The 19997-nt window shown below is 40.5% G+C and carries 15 protein-coding genes; 1 reads left to right on the forward strand and 14 read right to left on the reverse strand.

Translation table 11 applies throughout. The features are described from left to right. Positions 1-231: 231 nt before the first annotated feature. The 12 genes from B5G52_RS09250 to B5G52_RS09300 form a co-directional block, all read right to left on the reverse strand. Positions 232-579 (reverse strand): hypothetical protein, encoded by a 348-nt coding sequence (locus B5G52_RS09250; RefSeq protein ID WP_087532377.1) that lies wholly within the window; start codon positions 577-579, stop codon positions 232-234. 78 nt (positions 580-657) lie between these two features. Beyond that, positions 658-3720 (reverse strand): S8 family serine peptidase, encoded by a 3063-nt coding sequence (locus B5G52_RS09255; RefSeq protein WP_087532378.1) that lies wholly within the window; start codon positions 3718-3720, stop codon positions 658-660. An 843-nt stretch (positions 3721-4563) separates the two neighbouring features. Next, the gene (locus B5G52_RS09260) at positions 4564-5538 is read right to left on the reverse strand and encodes a transposase (protein ID WP_087532379.1); all 975 of its coding nucleotides are present in this window, start codon (positions 5536-5538) and stop codon (positions 4564-4566) included. A gap of 250 nt (positions 5539-5788) precedes the next feature. After that, entirely contained in the window at positions 5789-7993 is a 2205-nt protein-coding gene (locus tag B5G52_RS09265) for a DEAD/DEAH box helicase (protein ID WP_087532380.1), read from the reverse strand. After that, positions 7990-9588: a dsDNA nuclease domain-containing protein gene (locus B5G52_RS09270; RefSeq protein WP_087532381.1), complete on the reverse strand. Its 1599-nt coding sequence runs from the start codon at positions 9586-9588 to the stop codon at positions 7990-7992. Before B5G52_RS09270 ends, B5G52_RS09265 begins: the two co-directional genes overlap by 4 nt. 817 nt (positions 9589-10405) lie before the next feature. Further along, positions 10406-10690 carry an addiction module antidote protein gene (locus tag B5G52_RS09275; RefSeq protein WP_087532382.1) on the reverse strand — a complete coding sequence of 95 codons (285 nt, stop codon included), beginning with the start codon at positions 10688-10690 and terminating at the stop codon, positions 10406-10408. A gap of 5 nt (positions 10691-10695) precedes the next feature. Continuing rightward, the gene (locus tag B5G52_RS22365) at positions 10696-10839 is read right to left on the reverse strand and encodes a hypothetical protein (protein ID WP_254911178.1); all 144 of its coding nucleotides are present in this window, start codon (positions 10837-10839) and stop codon (positions 10696-10698) included. Then, on the reverse strand, positions 10824-10991 hold the full coding sequence (locus B5G52_RS22370) for a hypothetical protein (RefSeq protein WP_254911179.1): 168 nt from the start codon (positions 10989-10991) through the stop codon (positions 10824-10826). Before B5G52_RS22370 ends, B5G52_RS22365 begins: the two co-directional genes overlap by 16 nt. A 348-nt stretch (positions 10992-11339) precedes the next feature. Beyond that, the gene (gcvP, locus tag B5G52_RS09285) at positions 11340-14231 is read right to left on the reverse strand and encodes an aminomethyl-transferring glycine dehydrogenase (protein ID WP_087532383.1); all 2892 of its coding nucleotides are present in this window, start codon (positions 14229-14231) and stop codon (positions 11340-11342) included. A gap of 176 nt (positions 14232-14407) precedes the next feature. Then, complete coding sequence (gene gcvH, locus B5G52_RS09290) at positions 14408-14797, reverse strand: glycine cleavage system protein GcvH (RefSeq protein WP_087532384.1); 390 nt, start codon at positions 14795-14797, stop codon at positions 14408-14410. 55 nt (positions 14798-14852) lie between these two features. After that, the gene (gene gcvT, locus B5G52_RS09295) at positions 14853-15935 is read right to left on the reverse strand and encodes a glycine cleavage system aminomethyltransferase GcvT (protein WP_087532385.1); all 1083 of its coding nucleotides are present in this window, start codon (positions 15933-15935) and stop codon (positions 14853-14855) included. Positions 15936-16096: 161 nt separating this feature from the next. Next, the gene (locus B5G52_RS09300; protein WP_087532386.1) at positions 16097-16696 is read right to left on the reverse strand and encodes a hypothetical protein; all 600 of its coding nucleotides are present in this window, start codon (positions 16694-16696) and stop codon (positions 16097-16099) included. Between the two features lie 126 nt (positions 16697-16822). On the opposite strand from B5G52_RS09300, the gene B5G52_RS09305 reads away from it, so the two are divergent. After that, positions 16823-17668: a LysR family transcriptional regulator gene (locus B5G52_RS09305; RefSeq protein ID WP_087532387.1), complete on the forward strand. Its 846-nt coding sequence runs from the start codon at positions 16823-16825 to the stop codon at positions 17666-17668. Between the two features lie 94 nt (positions 17669-17762). On the opposite strand, the gene thrC is transcribed toward B5G52_RS09305, so the two are convergent. Together thrC and thrB are read right to left on the reverse strand one after the other, a co-directional pair. Then, a complete protein-coding gene (gene thrC, locus B5G52_RS09310; RefSeq protein ID WP_087532388.1) occupies positions 17763-19046 on the reverse strand; it encodes a threonine synthase in 1284 nt (427 codons plus the stop codon). An 18-nt stretch (positions 19047-19064) separates the two neighbouring features. After that, positions 19065-19991 (reverse strand): homoserine kinase, encoded by a 927-nt coding sequence (thrB, locus tag B5G52_RS09315; RefSeq protein ID WP_087532389.1) that lies wholly within the window; start codon positions 19989-19991, stop codon positions 19065-19067. Positions 19992-19997 lie beyond the last annotated feature (6 nt).

Genomic DNA, 19997 nt, shown 5'->3' on the forward strand with positions numbered 1-19997 from the left:
ACATCGTTACTGGATGCATAGTCATATTTAAAGTGAGTTTAAAAAGTAACAACACTTGGTTTTTTGACTAAAAAGATCAAGAAAGCACAGCAGCCTGCTTGACCGGAACTTTCTAATGGGCGCCCCTTTGGTTATTGAGCAGTGCATTGACAATGCCAAAAACTGGACTGACATTGGCACTAAAAGATGACTGAAGCGAAAGCCAATACGGAATTAATGTAAGTTAAAAAACTAATCTATCTTCGTCAGCGAAACATAATTAACTCGTTTGATAAAGCGCATATTGAGTAAATCAGCAGAGTGAGCACTCATTGTTTTAGGAGCAATGTTATCAAAGCGAATCTTTATTTCATGTAAATCACTATCACTAGAAATAACTTGGCCATTATGTTGTTTTACATACTTTTCCACCACGAGGAGAGTCTCTGAAAATGCTTTTTTGTATGATATTATTTGTAACGAACCACACAGTTGTTTAACGCCTCCATAGATACATTCTTGCTCAGTCTTGCTTTGTACCTTGCATGCGCTCAGTTGATAAACGACGAATATAAATAATATACCTATTCTTATAGACATATTCTTACCTATAAAGTTAAATAGCTGATATTGAAAAAATCTTCCAATATCAGCGGTATACAAGGTTAAATTAAAGCGTTACTCTGGTGCGGAGTCATCAGATGAAGGCACAGAAATTGGGATTACAACCCTTCTGATAACAGCACTACCATCCCCTTTAATCCAAAGTATCACTTCATATTTTAGCGTCTCTAATGAAGCATTTTTGATGCCTTTTAGTTTCACTTCAAAGGTAACTTCTTCTTCAGGTTTTACGTTTTCAATTAACACTGGTGTAATAGTCTCAATCCATTGTTCACCCGAGATAACCTCAATTGATAGATCAATTTCTTTTAAAGCTTCATCAAGTGCTGAAGAGATGGCTTCTGAAATCTCATTACTATCAGAGGATAATAAGAAAGTTTGCCCGTTCGTTGCAGATACAATTGCCTCTAAATCGGTTGTTGCATCACTATCTGAACCACTTTGTAAACCAAATACTGTGACGCCTTCTCGTTGAAGCAAGCTAATCACTTCTGTCTTACCTGCTCCAGGGTAACTTTCATTTACATCAGAATCATGAAATGGTGCGTCAGTTGCTAATAAAATAACTTTTAATGCTCCTTCACGCCACCCTATGTTAGTCGGTGCAACATCACCAACTTCAGTATAACTACCATCGTTGTCTATATCTCTACCAGCTCCAGTTACAACTTGATACAACCCTTCGAGCTGTGATTCAGGTGAATCATAGCCAAAATAAGTCGATAAGCCATTAATGCCTTCTTTAGCGGCATCAACATCGGTTGTCACTGATTGAAGCAAATAAAATGCTTCATCACCTGAGCTCTCATCACCGAATCCGTCAATCGGGAAGTCTGAAAACGCAGACACACCAAAGGCAACGTTAATTCCACGACCTGATAAGTTTTCTAAAATATTATCTGCTTGCGCTTTTAAACTTGTTATGTCGTCATCATAACTACCACTAACATCAATTAAAAACATGATATCGAGCGCTGTAACGGTCGTTGCAGGTAACGTAAAGTTTAGTTGAGCAGTTTTATTAATGCCTTTAGGTAAGACTGCAGGATCGGTAACTTCTAAAACAGAATCAACTGTTAAATCAGCAGTTTGAATTGCAGAGTTTAAGTTTAATAACTTAGTCGGGGTTGTTGTGCCCACTTCAATAGACTCATCGGAAAGTGAAAAGCTAGAGCCTGTAGCAATTAAAATATCACGTACTTCAGCTGCTTTTAATGTGCTATTTATTCCTTTAACTATTCCCGCAGACCCAGTAACTAGAGGTGCTGAATATGACGTACCAGATCCTGTATTACCATTACCCCAGCCAATATTTTGGCCTGGTGCAGCAATATTGACCACTTCACCCATACGTGTAAAACTGGCTTCTTTATTATCGATATCGGTTGCAGCGACGATTAACGCATTTGTTTTCCACGCATCTTGACCTATATCTTCTGCACTAACTAATAGTTGGTCATCATCTTTCTCACAGTTGTTGCCCGCTGAATATACGAGCAAAACGTCCTTTTCTTTTGCATATTCAACTACATTTGTTTGGTTTAACCGCCAATGCCTTCTGCTACTTAATCTTACTCCTGAGCTATCAGTGCATGTACTTGTATCACCCCAAGAGATATTTACAACATTTGCACCATTATCAATAGTTGCTTTTACGCCAGCAATTAAGTCGGTTACGTAGGTTTTAACGCCAAGACCTAATGGGCAATCGAGTGCACTCAATACACCTTCACATCGCTTAGTATACACATCCGTATGAATAACATCCGTACTGTGGTTTACTCCATACAATGGCGCTTCTTCGCTGACATTATAACCAGCAGCAAAACTAGACACCCATAACCCATGATCAACCTCTTCTTCAGTATCATCGCCATCAACTTCTGTAAACTGGCCGTCCAATTGAACCTTAATACGTGTTAAGCGAGATTCTGCAATACTGGTTTGCTCTGCACTAATGCCTGTATCAACAATCCCCACAGTCACAGGAGAAAGAGTGCGCCCTTCTAGCGATTGCCAGCCACTCTTTGCCGAAATCGCTTCTATCCAATAATCACCTGCGTAAAGCGGCTCATCAGCACTTGGCTCAACCATTCGCTGCACCAAAGGTTTTTTGTTTTGTTTTTCGCGCGTATAGTTGCTGAGCATTTTAATATTTTGCGGCAGTACAATGCTGTTAAACCCAGCGTGACGAATACCACCTATGCTGTTTAGTTTTTCAATTAAGCTAGTTTCAGATACCCCTTCTCTAACTCTTACTTGCAAAACTTTTAAAGAGTCGTCAAAACTTGCGACCGCCGCATCGTTGTTCGCAAGCTCTTCATAAATTGATTGCAACTGCAGTTGAGTCACATCATCATTTAAATGAATCAAAATTTCATTTAACGCAGCTTCCACAGTTTGTCCATCAATGACTACATCTTCACTGCCATTGGGCACAGACATAACCGCTGAAGCAACATTTTTTACATCAACAAATACATTTTTGGTCGCAATTTGGCCATCGTTATCAGTTACTGTGAGTGAAAATGTTAAAATGGTATCAAAATCCACTGCAGGAGCAGTAAACATGAGTGAACTCTGCGTTAAGTTAGCTACTTCGACACTCTCTCCGTCAGTTTGTTGCCATGCATAAGAAACGATTGAACCATTTTCGTCTGCTGCGGTGCCAGTTAAAGTAACTGCCGTATTTTCGTTAGCCTCAACTCGCTCAGTTAGAGTCAGAGAAGGTTCAACAAGCACATTTTTAATGGTGATTGAAATTGTATCAGAGCCTGTTAGCCCTTCATTGTCTTTTGCCACTAATTCAAAAACAACAACTTGGTCTTCATCCACTTCGGGGGCTGTAAAGGTTGCTGTGCTGGTGTTAGCATCACTAAGCTCAACTTCTACACCTGACGTTTGTTGCCATTCGTAGCTTACTACAGAACCTGTAGAGTCTTGAGCTGTTCCTTCAAGTGATATTAATTGGTTTTCGTTTACGTTAAGTTCAGCACTTACGCTAACAGTAGGAGGTGTATTAACCGCGTTTGCAGTGTCACTTGATGAATCACCACCGCATGCAGTTAGAATTGAACTAGCAATTAAGCATAGAGCAAAGCTTTTGACTTTTTTCACTGATTAAATCCTTTTATATTATTTTAATGGCTTTCTCAGATCAAACATCCATTTATAATCAAAATTGGGTTTATTGACCCAAAGAAAACACTTCAGAAGTTTTGATTCTAATCAAAACATAATAAAAGGCAACCATTAAAAATAACACAAACATCTTATTCACTGGATATAATACCGTTATTTAAAACAATAAAGGCAGTATCCCAAAATCTCAACTAAATAAAATAATGCAACACACATATCATGAATAATATTGTATCGTTATTTTTTTGGGTGTAATTACATAAGTTTGGAGAAATCCAGCGCCAGATTAACCCAAAAAGCTGAACAAATTTTTTGGGGTAAAAACCATCGAGTAGCCAATAACCAGACGTTTTTAATATTAATAAAGTAATTTTGTTACTTTAAATGTAAATCCTTATAGCCGTTTCCTCGGTATAAAATAACTAAATGCGGTGGTCAGGTCTTGCATCTTGCCAAGACCAAACACCAATCTCACGTTTAACACCCCTCCCCCCGTCATCACACCCTGGAAATAAGTAATTGATGAGTAATTCATTTCATGGATGAAATGAAAGCCGTGACTTCGCCATGGATGGCGATTACACGGCGCTTACGCTCACTTCAATTGTGTTTTGAAGGATTAAGCGTGATGCTCGGAGCGACGTGGGTGACGAGTGACCGAAACGAAGTTTCGCAGCGCGAGGAAGTGGAAGCATGGATGCTGACAGGAACCTAGCTTCAGGGATGAATTGCTTGCAGCAGAATCAATTTGAAAATCGATCGCCCCTTGGCTGCTGCCAGCAAACTAAACCTTGAATAAGGCTTCTAAGAAGGAAAGGGTCAAATCTTGACTTCAGATATCAAACAATCTCGTAGCTTTTCCAATTGTAATTCAACCATATTATCTTCAATCATTAATACATTTAATCTACCGACAGTTTTTGATATAGCCGAATAGTGTTTAACATTAAATATATCTGCTAATGCCTGTAAATTTAATCCTGTTAAATCTTGGCATAATTTAATAGCAAACCAACGGGGTAAGTTTTTCTCTTTTCGCCCCTTTTTAACCGTTACGATACCACCTATCTCAATACTAAAGTGTTTAGCTACGTAAGCAATTACATCATCTGCTGAGTAATTTTTAATAACAAGCTTACTTTCACTATTTGATGTTGCAATATAGTCTTTTATGTTTTCAATAAAGTCCTCACAGCCCAGAACCGACAATAGCTTTTTAGCATTATAAAAAGCGCTTATTTCTTCACTGTTTTCAAATTCCACAAATTGCTTATAAGCTGAATATTTACGCTTTTTGCCTTGGAGCGAAAATATAAAATCCCGAACGAGCCACTTAGGCACCGCTACCCTTTTAATGAAAGCGGAATAGCTAGACCATTGATACTTAGCAAGGTCATCTACTAACGGGGTGCTCGTTTCAATTGGATTGCGATGAATATACCGACTAACATGCAATAAGTAGTTATCAGCATCCACCAGCACCGCTTTGTAGCGCCCTCGAAATAGCGCACCATCTGTATTATGTGTTCTGTTAAAGTATTGAGTATAAAGGCCATTAATATGCTTCATGGCTCTGCCTAAATTAGCATCGGGGGTTTTTATTAGCAGGTGGTAATGATTAGTCATTAAACAATATGAGTGCACTTCGATATTAAAGCGAAGGCTTGCTTGCTCAATGCAATATAAAAAATACTTAAAGTCGTCATCGTTTAAAAAGGTATTTTCACGCCCTCTTCCACGATTCATTACATGATAAAATGCATTCTCATACTCTATTCGCAGCGGCCTAGACATAATAATAAACTCAATGAGCAATAAACTATAAATCTAGACCATTGATGTATGAAGTCAAGATTTGACCCCTTTGGTCTTATTTTAAGTGAGTTTAAAAAATAAAAACACTTGGTTTTTTGAATGAAAAGGTCAAGCAAACACCGCAGTCTGCTTGACCGGAACTTTCTAATAGGTGATCACTTTTGATTTTTTATTCTGGTATTAACCAGAACTGTCTAATGGTTGCTTGCCCTTTGGTTCTCTAGAGGAATTATAGCTTTGCCGCATTTATGAAGTATTTATCAACTCGGCTGAAAGACTCGATTAAGAGCTGATCTGTTTTAATTGCAAGACTAATATCATCCACAGATGCCTCATCTACATCTATCAACTTTTCCCGAAGAAGTTTGAGTGTTTGATGGGGTACACCCATTTCATGAATAGCTGCATAGCCCGCAGTAAGCTTCTGATTTTCCATGTCACTGATTATGTGACTGTAATCAAAGGTTAATCCTATACTTTCTTTCTTATTCAAGAAATACAAAATATTCGCAAATAATGACAAAAAGTTCGGGAAGCTAAACCCATAGACATTTGAGATTATTTTGAGTTCATCATCAATTACACCTGACATTTGCTCATCAAACTCATTTTGAGCGCAATCATCTTCTAGGAGTTGTTTGTGTTTCCATTCCATCTGTTGCTTGAGGTAATCCTCAACGGAATCAGCCGCTAAAAATGCACGAAACTTCCCACAAATGCTTGTTACAGGATCTTTTCCGTCTTTTGGCGTTACGGAAAAGCCGTTCCTTGTCAATACTTTTTTCCTAGTTTCAATAAACTGTTCCATAATAAAATACAAAGCATCTGTGGTTGGTAGCTTAAAAAAATTCAACTGCTTGTACAGTTCAAAATCATAGAGCTGAACATTCTCTATAGCCCTTAACAAGTACTCTATCTTCTCGACCTCAAATGAAGAATTGTTGCGGATTATCTCTGTAGGAATATCAGTTTCTTTACTGAAACGTTCCCATGCTTCTAAACCTCCAGAAGATAAGTGCTCACGATCTATTGAACCCAATAAGTTCAACGGACATTCACTGTCCTCATCTCCGATTGGAATAACCAATTCGTCAGAAGTGTCAGCGTCTGGTTGAGATTGCAGACAATAAACTCTACCTACAAAATGCTTATACATCCTCCCAGCTCTGCCTTTGATGTTGTTATGCGTAAATTTATCTATGCTCTCAAGCCCGTTATAGTTTTCGTATATAACAACATTCTTAGCTCGGGTGTTTACTCCTTCTATTATTGTTGAGGTACAGATTAAGACATTGTGCCTTCTTGACCGATTAAAAATATCAACAGAGAAGTGCTGCAACGCTCGTGGTAATACACCATGATGTAATACAACTCCATGTTTCAGAGCTTTACAATAGTTCCATCTAGAGTCATAAGTTTTCGACAACCAATCGATAAACTCACCCTCGAATTGTTCTTCAAATTCTCCTTCAGTCATCAATAACTGAGCTAGTTTATTGGCGGATTTCGGAGAACGGCAGTAGACTATCGTCTTTTCTCCCTTGCACTCTTTTAAAATCTGTAGCAGTACTTTTTTCTTCATTTCAGCATCGCTTGCAGCAATATCATAGTCCTTAACATCCACTGATACAGTCCGAAAGTCGCTACAAATAAAAGTAAAGTCTCCGACTAAACGTGATAAGCCTCTAACGTTCGTTATATTAGGCCCAATAAAAAACCACTGCTTAGACTTCTTAAGTAGCTGAGACAAAGAAATATTTAGAGATATGGCTCGTTCGTCATACTTCAGAAAACCTTCATTATTGTACTTAAAGCCCAACTTATAGAACTCATCGATGATGAAAAGATCCACATTCTCGATATCACTTCTTTGATTGGCTCTCTCCTGAGTCAGAACGAAAATTGTAGGTACGGTATCATCATAGTGTTGACTGTTATGGTGAATTATCCGATATAGGCCATCCAATGAGGTTGCCAACTTTTTTCTTGTCTCATCAATGAGCGCAATAGTAGGGACTATTAGAACAACCGTATGATATCTATCTTTACTGAGCATATTTGCTAGTATTTCACTTTTACCCATACTAGTAGGAGCACTCAGCACAACATTTTTACCATCACGCAACTGATTGAAAACCCGTGTCTGAGTAGCATGAAAAACAATATCATTCCCTGCTACAGGTTTATTTGCTTCGATTGTTACAATGTCTTCAAGATCATGCTCATCAAATTCACTCTGAAGGTAAGGAAACAACCCTGCTTTCTTAACTAGATGCTTAAGAATTGAGTCATAGCGGTGATAATTCTTCCTCTCATCCAATGCTCTTATCACCATATCACGGCCACTTGCTGCACTTATTGGATTAGATAGAAGCTCGGAAGCAGTTTTTAGGTAAACAATTGGATTGATACTATCTTTAACGTCAATGCTCATGAAGATATCTTACCTTTCAATTTGCTTAATATCGTATCGTTACATGGGGTCGGGAAAACATAGAACCCTAGACGAATTTTATTGAAGAAAGGATTCTTAGAAATCATTGAATCATACATATATTTGATTTTTTCTTTTATTTCTTGGGTTAAATCACCCTCACTAGTTTTGTAGTCATATGAAGGCAACCTGTAAGAAATAAAAACAACAAACTTGAATCGCTTTAGATGAGAAGAGAAACTATTTGAAGTATCTAGAATGGTATCAATATCATGCTTAAACAGATACTTATCATCTTTACCTTCCAAAATTATTTGTCGGTCTTTGTCCATATCAATAAACACTAGTTCATTCATCTTCTCACACAATCTTTCGATGACTTCAAAAATGTCATCGCTATTCTCTATAAATTCAGTTACGCCTATCCACAGTTCATGGTTGTTATCATTTCCACGCACTATGTGTACAGAGTCAAACTTCAGGCATTTAGCACTATTTGCAGCAAACATAACCATGGGTATTGGCTGTGCGACATGCTGCTTTCTTATAATGCTGTTCAAAATTGTTCTAGACGTAACTACTTTCAAATCAAACTGAGCAATCCTAGAGCGAAGATCCATCGACGTGCTTATTGCTTGGGAATTAGCCGTAAGTTCCGAAGGCCTGAGAAATACTTCGTCAACCCAATCGACAAGCATGTCTACCACATGGTCATACCTATATGTATTAAAATTGAATCCTTGTACGAATCCTCGCTTTCTTCGATTCTCTATACGTTCATCAAACAACGGAGTAACTATATCTGGCAACTCGATGTCAGGATAAGCTTTGGGTAATAGAGCATTCTTCAAAGCAAAATCGCGTAATAAGTCGATAGCCTCATTTCGAGATAGAGTCTTATCTTGGACGGAACACGTTTTCTTACACAATTGACTTTTTCCATAAATTCTATTGCACAAGATTTCACCGAGTTGTCTCACTGATTCATTTGTAAGTACGCAGTTTAATAACTCTTCACTTGAAGCTCGTAAATTGTGCTCAACTTGAAGGATTACTAGCTCTATAGAACAGAATACTCGCCATAATGTGTTATCAACCCAATAATCACCTTTATTGCCATTCTTAGAGATAAAGTTTTTCCCTAATGCCGAGTTGATAGACTTAACTAATTTCTCCCGCCCAGTTTTGGCCACTCTGTTCCCTAAAGGTATCTCTAAAAAGCATAAAGGCCCTTTTACTGAACGATCAGTAACCATCATAAATTTGCTTGTCAGATTCGTATCTTTGTCTAGCTCCAAGCTTTTGTGTAATATAGATGAGTAACTTTTTGGTTTCTTATCTTGAGTTAAATTGCGACTCTTTTTTAACTCCGTCAAATTCCAGTCCTTGTCTACAGTACCTGTTTTTACCTGTACGTGCGTAACGACTTTCTTTGGGTGAAAAAGTTCTATGTCATCACCGACTTCACAGCCAACTCCACTGATTCGATTATCAAGAAGCATCTCTGAGGCAAATAGCGTTGCAACGTAGTCTTGAAAGAAAAAACCTTTCTTTGCTCCGACTCCGCCGCCATTATTCTCATCCATTTGATACATTTATAGTTCCTTAATAAAATCGATAAAAAATACCTTACACTAGCTAATAATTAAAAAGTATACAAATAAAGAAAAATCTGTGTATAAATATTACAAAATCACTAGAGTTGTGACCTTACTTTTCATCCCGAACTCAATAACCTCTTTATTTTTATAGTTCTGCGTAAAATAAAATGCGGAGGGCCAAGTCTTGTATCTTGCCAAGGTCAAGCACCCCAATCACGTTTAACATCCTCCCCCGTCATCACGCCCTGAAAATAAGCAATTGATGAGTAATTCATTTCATGGATGAAATGAAAGCCGTGCTTGCACATGGATGTGCTTTCATGGCGTTTACGTTCACATTAATTGTGTGTTTTGAAGGATTAAGCGTGATGCTTGGGTGGAAAACATTCGCGGCTAAAGCCAGCTCCTACAGAGTGTCCAGAGAGGGGTCAGCGGCAGCCCCTCTTTGGCTGCCGTCGCCAGCGCGACAAAACCTTGAATAGGTTTTTTAATGTAGGTCGCGGATTTATCCCGACAAAATATAAAAAGTTAGCGAGTTAGAAAGCTTCAAGTTAGCGAGCAATGAACAGATAACCACACTCGCCAGCAAGCTCAGCGCCTACGGTGGTTAACTCTAACATTGGTGTAAACCATTCGTGGCTAAAGCCATCTCCTACGGCCAATATTTAACCTCTGTGTAGCGAAGCGCATTTGAGCTCTCGGTGGTGAAATTCACTTATCCCCCTAAAAAGCGACCTACAAATAATCTTTATTCACTGGGAGCTGGCAATGGTATTGGAGAGTCGTTGGGTTTCGTTGCACTCTACCCAACCTACGTGACTTGTGTTGTAAGGCGAAAATTAAGTGCTTTCATCACTTTAAACACAGTTTCCCAACGAGGTTTAGTTTTACCATTCACCGCTTTATATAAGCTTTCACGATTTAACCCTGTCGCCTTAGCAATATCGCTCACGCCATGCTTTTTAACCAATAAGCCCAGCGCTTCAATAAACGTGTTGGGATTATCATCAGCCAAACATTCTTCAAGGAAAGTATTAATTTCTTGTTGGGTTTCCATATAATCAAATGGGTTAAAATCTGATGTTTGTAAGGTCATAATCGTTACTCCAATTCACTTAAAAGGGCTTTCGCTTTGCTAATATCTTTACTCTGCGTGCCTTTATGTCCGCCATTGAGTAATAAAATAATCTCATTACCTTTAATTATGTAATAAGCACGATAGCCTTTACCTACGAAAATACGCATTTCAGAGATACCACCACAACGGGTTCACTATCTCCAAAGTTACCATTTATAGCACGCGTGATCCGCTTAGCAATCGCCATAAATGCTTGCCGATCTTTTAGCTTTTTAAGCCACTTGTCGAACTCGTCGGTTTTCTTGACATGATATTTCATAAACCAAGTGTAGCCCAAAGGCTACATACACACAATGTTATTTAAATTACAGACCGTAATGTTAAAACCAACAATATATTTTAAATCTCGGTGCAGCGCGAAGCGCCTCTGAGTTCTCTGTGGTGAAATTCACTTATTGCCCTAAAGGACGACCTACAAACAATCCATATTTACGTATTTGGGAGCTGGTAACAATAATGGAGAATCGTTGGGCTTCGTTTCACTCAACCCAACCTACATTCAAATAATTTACGATTAATCACCAAGCACAAAAAAGCCGCTACATTGCTGCAACGGCTTTTAAAATTTTATAAATTCCCAATCTTTAAATGGAAATTTTAAAAATTATTAATCGCGATATGTCTCTACCGCTGGGCATGAACATACTAGATTACGGTCGCCGTATACGTCATCGATACGCGTTACTGTAGGCCAGAACTTGTTTTTTGCAACGCTTGGTACTGGGAACGCAGCGTAGAAGCGGTCATATGCTCTGTCCCACTCATTACCAAGTACATCGCCTTGTGTATGCGGTGCAAACACTAGCGGGTTGTTTTCGATAGACCATTCGCCAGAGATTACTTTGTCGATTTCACCTTTGATTGACACCATCGCTTCGATGAAACGGTCGATCTCAACTTTAGACTCAGATTCAGTAGGCTCAATCATTAACGTGCCCGCTACTGGGAACGACATAGTTGGTGAATGGAAGCCGTAATCTTGTAGGCGCTTAGCTACGTCCATTTCAGTGATGCCAGACGCTTCTTTAAGTGGACGTAAGTCAACAATACATTCGTGAGCAACACGGTTGTTGCGACCACGGTATAAAATTGGGAAGTGCTGGCTTAACTCGTGAGTTAAGTAGTTAGCATTAACAATGGCCATTTCAGTGGCTTGTTTAAGGCCTTCGCTACCCATCATGGTGATGTAAGCCCATGAAATAGGTAAAATAGCTGCTGAGCCGTATGGTGCTGCTGATACCGCGCCGTTGCCTTCGTTAGTACCAGGTACGTTAATTACGCTGTGGTTTGGCATAAATGGCGCAAGGTGTGATTTAACACCGATTGGGCCAACACCTGGGCCACCGCCACCGTGTGGGATACAGAACGTTTTGTGCAGGTTTAAGTGCGATACGTCTGAGCCGATAGAGCCTGGGCTAGTAACACCTACTTGGGCGTTCATGTTTGCGCCGTCCATATATACTTGGCCGCCGTGCTGGTGCACAATGTCGCAAATTTCACGGATTGTTTCTTCGTATACACCGTGCGTAGACGGGTATGTGATCATGATACATGATAGGTTTTCTGATACTTCTTCAGCTTTTGCTTTAAGATCAGCCATATCAACGTTACCGTTTTTGTCGCAATCAACAACCACGATTTTCATGCTCGCCATTTGTGCAGATGCAGGGTTTGTACCGTGCGCTGAACTTGGGATCAAACATACATTACGGTGTGCATCGCCACGTGACTCATGGTATTTACGAATCGCGATTAAGCCAGCGTATTCACCTTGTGCGCCAGAGTTAGGCTGTAGTGATACGGCATCGTAACCGGTAATGTTAACCAACCAATCATGTAGTTCGTTAATCATGATTTGGTAACCTTCTGCTTGGTCTAGCGGGCAGAATGGGTGAAGGTTAGCGAACTCAGGCCACGTAATTGGGATCATCTCAGCTGTCGCGTTTAGTTTCATAGTACATGAACCTAGCGAGATCATTGAGTGGTTAAGCGCTAAATCTTTGTTTTCAAGACGCTTGATATAACGCAGCATCTCAGTTTCGCTGTGGTACGAATTAAAGTTCGGGTGCGTTAGCACTTCGTCATCACGTACTAGGCTTGCCGGAATTGACTCGCTACCGTTTGCTTCAATGTCTGCTGCGATTGTATCAACACTTAAACCATGGCCTTCGCCTAATACGATATCGAAAAGTTCAGCTACGTCTGCGCGTGTTGTAGTTTCTGATACTGCAATTGAGTATTCGCCGTCGTGGTTTGTTGCAAAGTTAACGCCGTTTGCAACTGCACGTGCGACTACGTCATCTTTGTTATCGCTAACAACAGTTAGAGTATCAAACCATGTGCTGTGCTTAAGTGCTACGCCTTTAGCTTGTAGGCCAGCAGCTAAAATATCAGCAAAGCGATGAATACGCTGTGCGATTGTTTTTAAGCCTTGTGGGCCGTGGTACACCGCGTAAAACGCTGCCATGTTGGCAAGTAATACTTGCGCTGTACAAATGTTTGAGTTGGCTTTGTCGCGGCGAATGTGTTGCTCACGCGTTTGCATTGCCATACGTAATGCATCGTTACCTAAACGGTCTTTAGATACACCGATGATACGACCTGGTAATGAACGTTTGTACGAATCACGTGTTGCAAAGAATGCAGCGTGAGGACCGCCGTAACCCATTGGTACACCAAAACGCTGGGCAGAACCAAGTACGACGTCTGCACCTAGTTTTCCTGGTGCTTTTAATAGCAATAAGCTCATGATGTCGGCAGCAACACAGGCAATCGCTTTTTTGCTTTGTACGCCAGCGATTAAATCAGTGATGTCTACCACTTCACCTGATGTTGACGGGTATTGGAATAACGCACCAAAAATCTCGTGATTTACGGCATCAGCCGCAGAACCAACTACAATTTCAAAACCAAATTGCTCGGCTCGTGTTTTCACTACGTCGATTGTTTGGGTATGGACGTCATCAGCGATAAAGAAGATATTCGCTTTTTTAGCTTTAGATACACGCTTTGCAAGGCCCATTGCCTCAGCAGCAGCGGTTGATTCGTCAAGTAATGATGCACTTGCTAAATCAAGACCTGTTAGGTCTAGGGTCATAGTTTGGAAGTTAAGTAATGACTCTAAACGTCCTTGAGCAATCTCTGGTTGGTATGGAGTGTACGCTGTGTACCAGCCTGGGTTCTCAAGTACGTTACGTAAAATTACATGTGGTACGTGAGTTGGGTGGTAGCCTTGACCAATATAAGACTTGAACACTTTATTTTTGCTGGCTACTGATTTTAAGTAGCTTAGTGTTTCAACTTCAGTGCGGCTTTCGCCCACTGTTAGGCCTTGCTCTAAGCGGATGCTTGCAGGTACAGTTTGACCGATCAGCTCTTCAACACTCGATACTCCAAGAGCACTTAGCATATCGCTTACTTGTGCTGGGCTTGGCCCAATATGGCGGCGAATAAAATCTTGCGTTTGCTCTAATTGTTCAAGAGATTTGGCGTTTGACATTTGTCCAGATTCCTATGATCCAAAAAATAAATGGTTATCACTAATGGGTGACCAGCAATAACTTAAAAGCTTTTTGATTTAGTGACTTACAATGTATGGAAAGGTAAGCAGTAAAATCATAAAAGCCCCGTTAGTACTGTGTATGACGGGGCTTTTAGTGCGGCGATAACTAATAATTAGTCTTCGTCGATGGTGTTTGCATAGCCTTCAGCGTCAAGCAAGTTTTCAAGCTCAGACTCATCAGATGCTTTAATGCGAAATAACCAACCGTCGCCGTAAGCGTCGTTGTTTACAGTTTCAGGTGCATCTTCAAGCTCATCGTTGATTGCAACGATTTCACCGCTGATTGGTGCATAGATATCTGATGCTGCTTTAACTGACTCTGCAACAGCACAATCTTCACCAGCGTCTACTTCGTCGCCAACTTCTGGTAATTCAACAAATACCATGTCGCCAAGAAGCTCTTGTGCATGCTCAGAAATACCTACAGTAAAGGTACCGTCACCTTCGTTGCGAACCCACTCGTGTGAAGAGGCATACTTTAACTCGCTAGGGATATTGCTCATGTGTTTGTTCCTTTGGTTCTATATTGGGTGATAACACCAAATTTTAATTAATACTTTAAAGTACAGACTTACCGTTACGTACAAAGCTTGGTTTAACTACTTTTACGTTAACTAATTTTTTACGCATTTCTACTTGGGCTGTCTCGCCTGTTGAACGTGGTACACGTGCAAGGGCAACACTAAAACCAAGAGTAGGTGAGAAAGTACCAGAGGTAATAACCCCTTCGCCACCTTCAACAATTACTTTAGAACCGCTACGCAATACGCCTTTTTCTTCAAGCACTAAGCCAACTAGTTTGTCTGTGCTTTTTTCTGCGCGTTGCTTAACTAATACATCACGACCGATAAAGTCACGATCTTCAGGTTCCCACGCAATGGTCCACGCCATGTTAGCTGCAAGTGGTGATACGCTTTCGTCCATATCTAGGCCGTAAAGGTTCATACCAGCTTCTAAACGTAGTGTGTCACGTGCGCCAAGACCTGCTGGTTTAACACCTGCATCTAACAGTTGTTGCCAAAGATCAGCGGCTTGATCGTTCGGGACTACTATTTCGTAACCGTCTTCGCCAGTATAGCCTGTTGTCGCAATAAATAAATCACCAACTTGAACACCAAAAAATGGCTTCATACCTTCAACGGCAGCTTGTTGATCTGCTGTTAAAAGAGTCGCTGTTTTTGCTTTAGCGTTAGGACCTTGTACTGCAATCATGGCAAACTCTGGGCGCTCAGTTACTGCAACGGCAAAATCGGCAGATACTTTAGCCATATGCGCTAAATCTTTTTCGCGAGTTGCTGAGTTAACCACTAAACGGTAATCAGTTTCAGAGAAGAAGTAGATGATAAGGTCGTCGATTACGCCGCCTTGTTCGTTTAGCATACCTGTGTATAAGGCTTTACCTGGAACAGTTAACTTAGCCACGTCGTTAGCAACTAATTTGCGTAAGAATGCTTGTGCTTGCTCGCCTTTAACATCCACAATCGTCATGTGCGATACGTCAAACATGCCAGCATCGGTGCGCACTGCGTTGTGCTCTTCGATTTGCGAACCATAGTTGATTGGCATTTCCCAGCCGTGAAAATCAACCATTTTAGCGTTAGCTTCAAGGTGCTTTGCATGTAAAACTGTTTTAGAAGTCATAATATTCCTTCACTTTATAATTAACCCAATATTGGGCGTGGCCTCAATTTAATGAGGGGGAATAACATGGGCGGCGATTATACATAAGTTGTACTGCACTGACACCCAAATTGCGATTTGTTACTACAAACACGGTTTTAATGCCGTGTTTTAAAAACTATTTAAGCAACCTCAGGCAGAGTTAAATCAAACCCTCGTTGCTGTAATGTTGCTTGGCATTTTGCAAGCGCTGGGGTTTTAGCCACCAGCTGAAAATACTGCAGAGATTGTTTATCTATGGCGGTAATAAATACCTCGCCACTTTGTGCGCCATAACAGCTCGCCGCATTTGATAAGCGTAAACCAGGGGTAAGCTTAAAAGCATCAATCAAAGTATCGAAAGCTTGCTCACCACATAAAGTTAATACCGATAAATCGCTGCGTACAACAAATTCAATATCGTAACGTAGTTGTTGCTCACAAATAAGTGACTGTAGTTGGACGCTGGCATCGGTATGTAAAACAAACCTAAATGCCGTTTCGCTAAAGTAATACAAAGCAAAACTATAGGTGCTATTTAAGTCACCGTCTAACGTGCCTTTTAGGCCTAAGCCACTGGCGGTTAGTTTATTTAAATCTAACCCTAAGATAGCCGTTAAAAATGGGATTGCTTCAGTGCCGCTAAAATCAATGACCACACTATTATTATCGGCCTGCAGCATATTGCTTTGCGGCGCATCTAGTTGGCTGTGACGAGCAAACATTATTGGAGTAAAAGTCATCGTTGACACCTATCAATCTATAGTCACAAAAGTATATTGCGGGTGACGTGCAACAACAAATTGTAATTTCTTATCAATTGATAAATAATAATTATGTATTTAACCTGATAAATTGAATTTTTTTATATGAAGAATATTTCAACAGATGGATTACGCACCTTAATTACCGTGGTCGAAGTAGGTGGATTCGCCAAAGCGGGCGAATTATTAGGCCTTTCTCAACCTGCTGTGAGCTTACAAATTAAGCGCCTTGAAGACATGCTCGGCCATAAGCTATTTAAAAAACAAGGCCAGCGCCAAGTGCTTAACCAGTATGGTGAATTATTATTGCCAATGGCAAAACACATGCTATTGCAAAACGACAGTATTTTACAGTTGTTTACCAAAGAGAACGTTACAGGCAAAGTAAGGTTAGGTATTCCCAGCGAATTTGCCGCGCGAATATTGCCCTCTATCATTGGCGATTTTATAGCGCTATACCCTGATGTATCGCTAGAAGTTAAATCACGTTTAAGTAAGCATTTACTTTCAGTGTCACGTGAAGATCAATTTGATTTAGTATTGGCATTAAATGAAGATTTAAATTCTGAGAAATTCCCGGTATTTATGCAAGATCAACTCGTCTGGGTGGGTGATTTATCATTAGCGCAAAACGAAGTAGTAACGCTGGTTACCGCACCAGAAGGCTGTATTTACCGCCGCCGTGCTATAGAGGCGCTGCAAATGGCAGGGATAAAATACCGCATAAGTTATAGCAACGCTGATTTAACTGGTCTCACCGCAGCACTCAAAGAAGGCTTAGGCATTACCGTTCTTGCCAAAAGTACCGTGCCACATGAGTTAAATTATCAGCTTCACACTAAACATTTACCCGAACTTGGTCGCATTGGTATTAGCTTAATAAACCGTGTAGAACACCCTGAACATGCGGTAGCTAAACTCGCTGAGTTTATCAGCCTGCGATTGAGTTAAGGCTCACACGAGCGGTTAATTTTGAGTCCACAAAAAACGGCATCACTTTACAGTCGATGCCGTTTTCTCTGTCGCTTAGGTAAGCTTAATTAGCCTAGCTTAGCTTAGCTAAGATAATCTCTCTAAGTGCGTCATAGTCGTTATCAATATCTTGTGCTAAACATGGCTTAGCAAGTGCGTCTGCAAGCGGTTTTGGCATATCAAGTTCAATATCTAAAATGTCTTCAACACTTTCTTTAAATTTAGCAGGGTGTGCAGTTGCTAAGAATATTCCGGCACTACCTGGGGTTAAATCTGCTTTCAAACCTTGATAGGCAATAGCTGTATGTGGTTCAGCAATATACCCTGTTTTTTGAATTGCTTTCATTACTGCTTGGGTGTCGTTTTCATCAACACTGGTTGAATAAAAGTTATCATAGCTGAACCAGTTGTTATCAAGCATGGTTTGCACGCGAGGCCAGTTATTAGGCTTGCTCACGTCCATTGCATTTGACAGTGACTCGATTGTTGCATTAGGCGCCCAGTTTTTATCTGCAATAAAACGCGGCACTGTGTCATTTTGATTAGTTGTGGCGCTTAGTTTAGCAACGGGTAAGCCAATTACAGCACCGATCATCGCAGCACATACGTTACCAAAGTTACCACTTGGTACAGAAACATGCGCAGTAGCACGTTTTTCTTTTGGTAGCTGTGCGATAGCCTCAAAGTAATAACATACTTGTGCAACTAAACGACTAATATTGATGGAGTTAGCTGAGTTCAAGCCAAGACGTGTTTTTACTTCGTCATCTAAAAAGGCATTTTTTACCATGCTTTGGCAATCATCAAAGCTGCCCTCTACCGCATAGCAATGAATGTTGTTGCCAAGGGTAGTAAATAGCTTTTGCTGAGCAAGTGAAATTTTGCCTTTAGGGTATAAAATGACTACGTCGATATTAGGCTTATTATAAAAAGCATGTGCCACAGCTGCACCAGTATCGCCTGAGGTCGCGGTCAAAATAGTGGTTTTTTCACCTTGGCTGAACTGCGCTAAACACTCCGCCATAAAACGCCCGCCAAAGTCTTTAAACGCAAGGGTTGGGCCATGAAACAGCTCTAAACAATATACATTGTCTTCTACTTGGACTAATTTAACCGGAAAGTTAAACGCATTTTGTACCATTTGTGCAACAGTATCTGCTGGAAGTTCATCGCCAATCAGGTGCGATAAAATCGCCGAGCTACGGCTGACAAAATCCATATCAAGCAAAGCATCAATATCTGCCATGGGTGCTAGTGATTCAGGAAAAAACACACCTTGATTACGGCCAAGACCTGTTTTAACTGCTTCAACAAACGACACTTTTTGCGTGTCGTCTTTTAAATTATGTAATTGCATTATTAGTTCCTTAAATTCTTATAACTGACGCGTGCCGGCATTATCAAGCTTACAGATATGGCAAAAGCCTTGTTCGTTTATATAATTGCTTTGTAGCCATTGCTCGCACTGTTTTGCAGCTTCAAGCGTTTTACACACGGTAAATAACGTGGGGCCTGCTCCTGAAATACTGACAATTTCAGCGCCTAACTCAGGCAGCGCTGCTTTAGCTTCGCTAAACCCAGAGATAAGCGGCGCACGGTGTGGCTCAGCTATTTCATCACTCATAATTGATAAAGCACCATCAAAACGGTTGGTTAGCAGTAGCGTGCTAAACGCCGATAAACGCTGTGCAAATTCTACGCTCGCATGCATGCTTAGCTGTGTGGGTAACACCGAACGTGCCTTGGCTGTATTGAGTGAAAAACCAGGGAAAGCCGCCACGTAATACCAGTTATCATCCACAGGTAAACTAATCGATTTATCAGGGATTAGATCGCCCGTTAGCTGCAAACCGCCTAAGTAACATGGGGTAATGTTGTCATAGTGACGCCCCCCACTGACAATGGCTTCAAAATCAGCCATTAATTCAATTAGCTGAACTTGACTAAGCTGGCTATCAGCAAACTTATCAAGCGCTGCAAATGTGGCAACCACAGAACATGCACTTGATCCTAACCCTGAGCCAATTGGTAAGTTCTTTTTAAGCTCCAGCTTAACAGTAGGCATATTAGGCGCAACATGCTCACGAAAATGCACCAAGCATTGATACGCTAAATTTTCACTGGCATCACTGGGTAGCTTATGGGCATAGTCACCAGAGCAAATAAACTCATCAGCTGGCGCTGAGCTAACAGCAACTACATCACCCAATAAAGTCCCATCAATCGGTGCAAGCGCAGCACCTAAAGCATCAAACCCTACCGCAAAGTTACCGATAGAAGCCGGCGCGTATACTTCAATCATAGCCCT

It is taken from the genome of Pseudoalteromonas sp. A601 (genome assembly GCF_002165575.1).
In the GTDB taxonomy this organism is placed as follows: domain Bacteria; phylum Pseudomonadota; class Gammaproteobacteria; order Enterobacterales; family Alteromonadaceae; genus Pseudoalteromonas.

Bases quoted from the DNA above. Each gene is read 5' to 3' on its own strand.
- thrB (WP_087532389.1), bottom strand. From the start codon at position 19,991: ATGATTGAAGTATACGCGCCGGCTTCTATCGGTAACTTTGCGGTAGGG.
- B5G52_RS09270 (WP_087532381.1), bottom strand. From the start codon at position 9,588: ATGTATCAAATGGATGAGAATAATGGCGGCGGAGTCGGAGCAAAGAAA.
- gcvH (WP_087532384.1), bottom strand. From the start codon at position 14,797: ATGAGCAATATCCCTAGCGAGTTAAAGTATGCCTCTTCACACGAGTGG.
- thrC (WP_087532388.1), bottom strand. From the start codon at position 19,046: ATGCAATTACATAATTTAAAAGACGACACGCAAAAAGTGTCGTTTGTT.
- B5G52_RS09305 (WP_087532387.1), top strand. From the start codon at position 16,823: ATGAAGAATATTTCAACAGATGGATTACGCACCTTAATTACCGTGGTC.
- B5G52_RS09250 (WP_087532377.1), bottom strand. From the start codon at position 579: ATGTCTATAAGAATAGGTATATTATTTATATTCGTCGTTTATCAACTG.
- B5G52_RS22370 (WP_254911179.1), bottom strand. From the start codon at position 10,991: ATGAAATATCATGTCAAGAAAACCGACGAGTTCGACAAGTGGCTTAAA.
- gcvT (WP_087532385.1), bottom strand. From the start codon at position 15,935: ATGACTTCTAAAACAGTTTTACATGCAAAGCACCTTGAAGCTAACGCT.
- B5G52_RS22365 (WP_254911178.1), bottom strand. From the start codon at position 10,839: ATGCGTATTTTCGTAGGTAAAGGCTATCGTGCTTATTACATAATTAAA.
- gcvP (WP_087532383.1), bottom strand. From the start codon at position 14,231: ATGTCAAACGCCAAATCTCTTGAACAATTAGAGCAAACGCAAGATTTT.
- B5G52_RS09275 (WP_087532382.1), bottom strand. From the start codon at position 10,690: ATGACCTTACAAACATCAGATTTTAACCCATTTGATTATATGGAAACC.
- B5G52_RS09265 (WP_087532380.1), bottom strand. From the start codon at position 7,993: ATGAGCATTGACGTTAAAGATAGTATCAATCCAATTGTTTACCTAAAA.
- B5G52_RS09300 (WP_087532386.1), bottom strand. From the start codon at position 16,696: ATGACTTTTACTCCAATAATGTTTGCTCGTCACAGCCAACTAGATGCG.
- B5G52_RS09260 (WP_087532379.1), bottom strand. From the start codon at position 5,538: ATGTCTAGGCCGCTGCGAATAGAGTATGAGAATGCATTTTATCATGTA.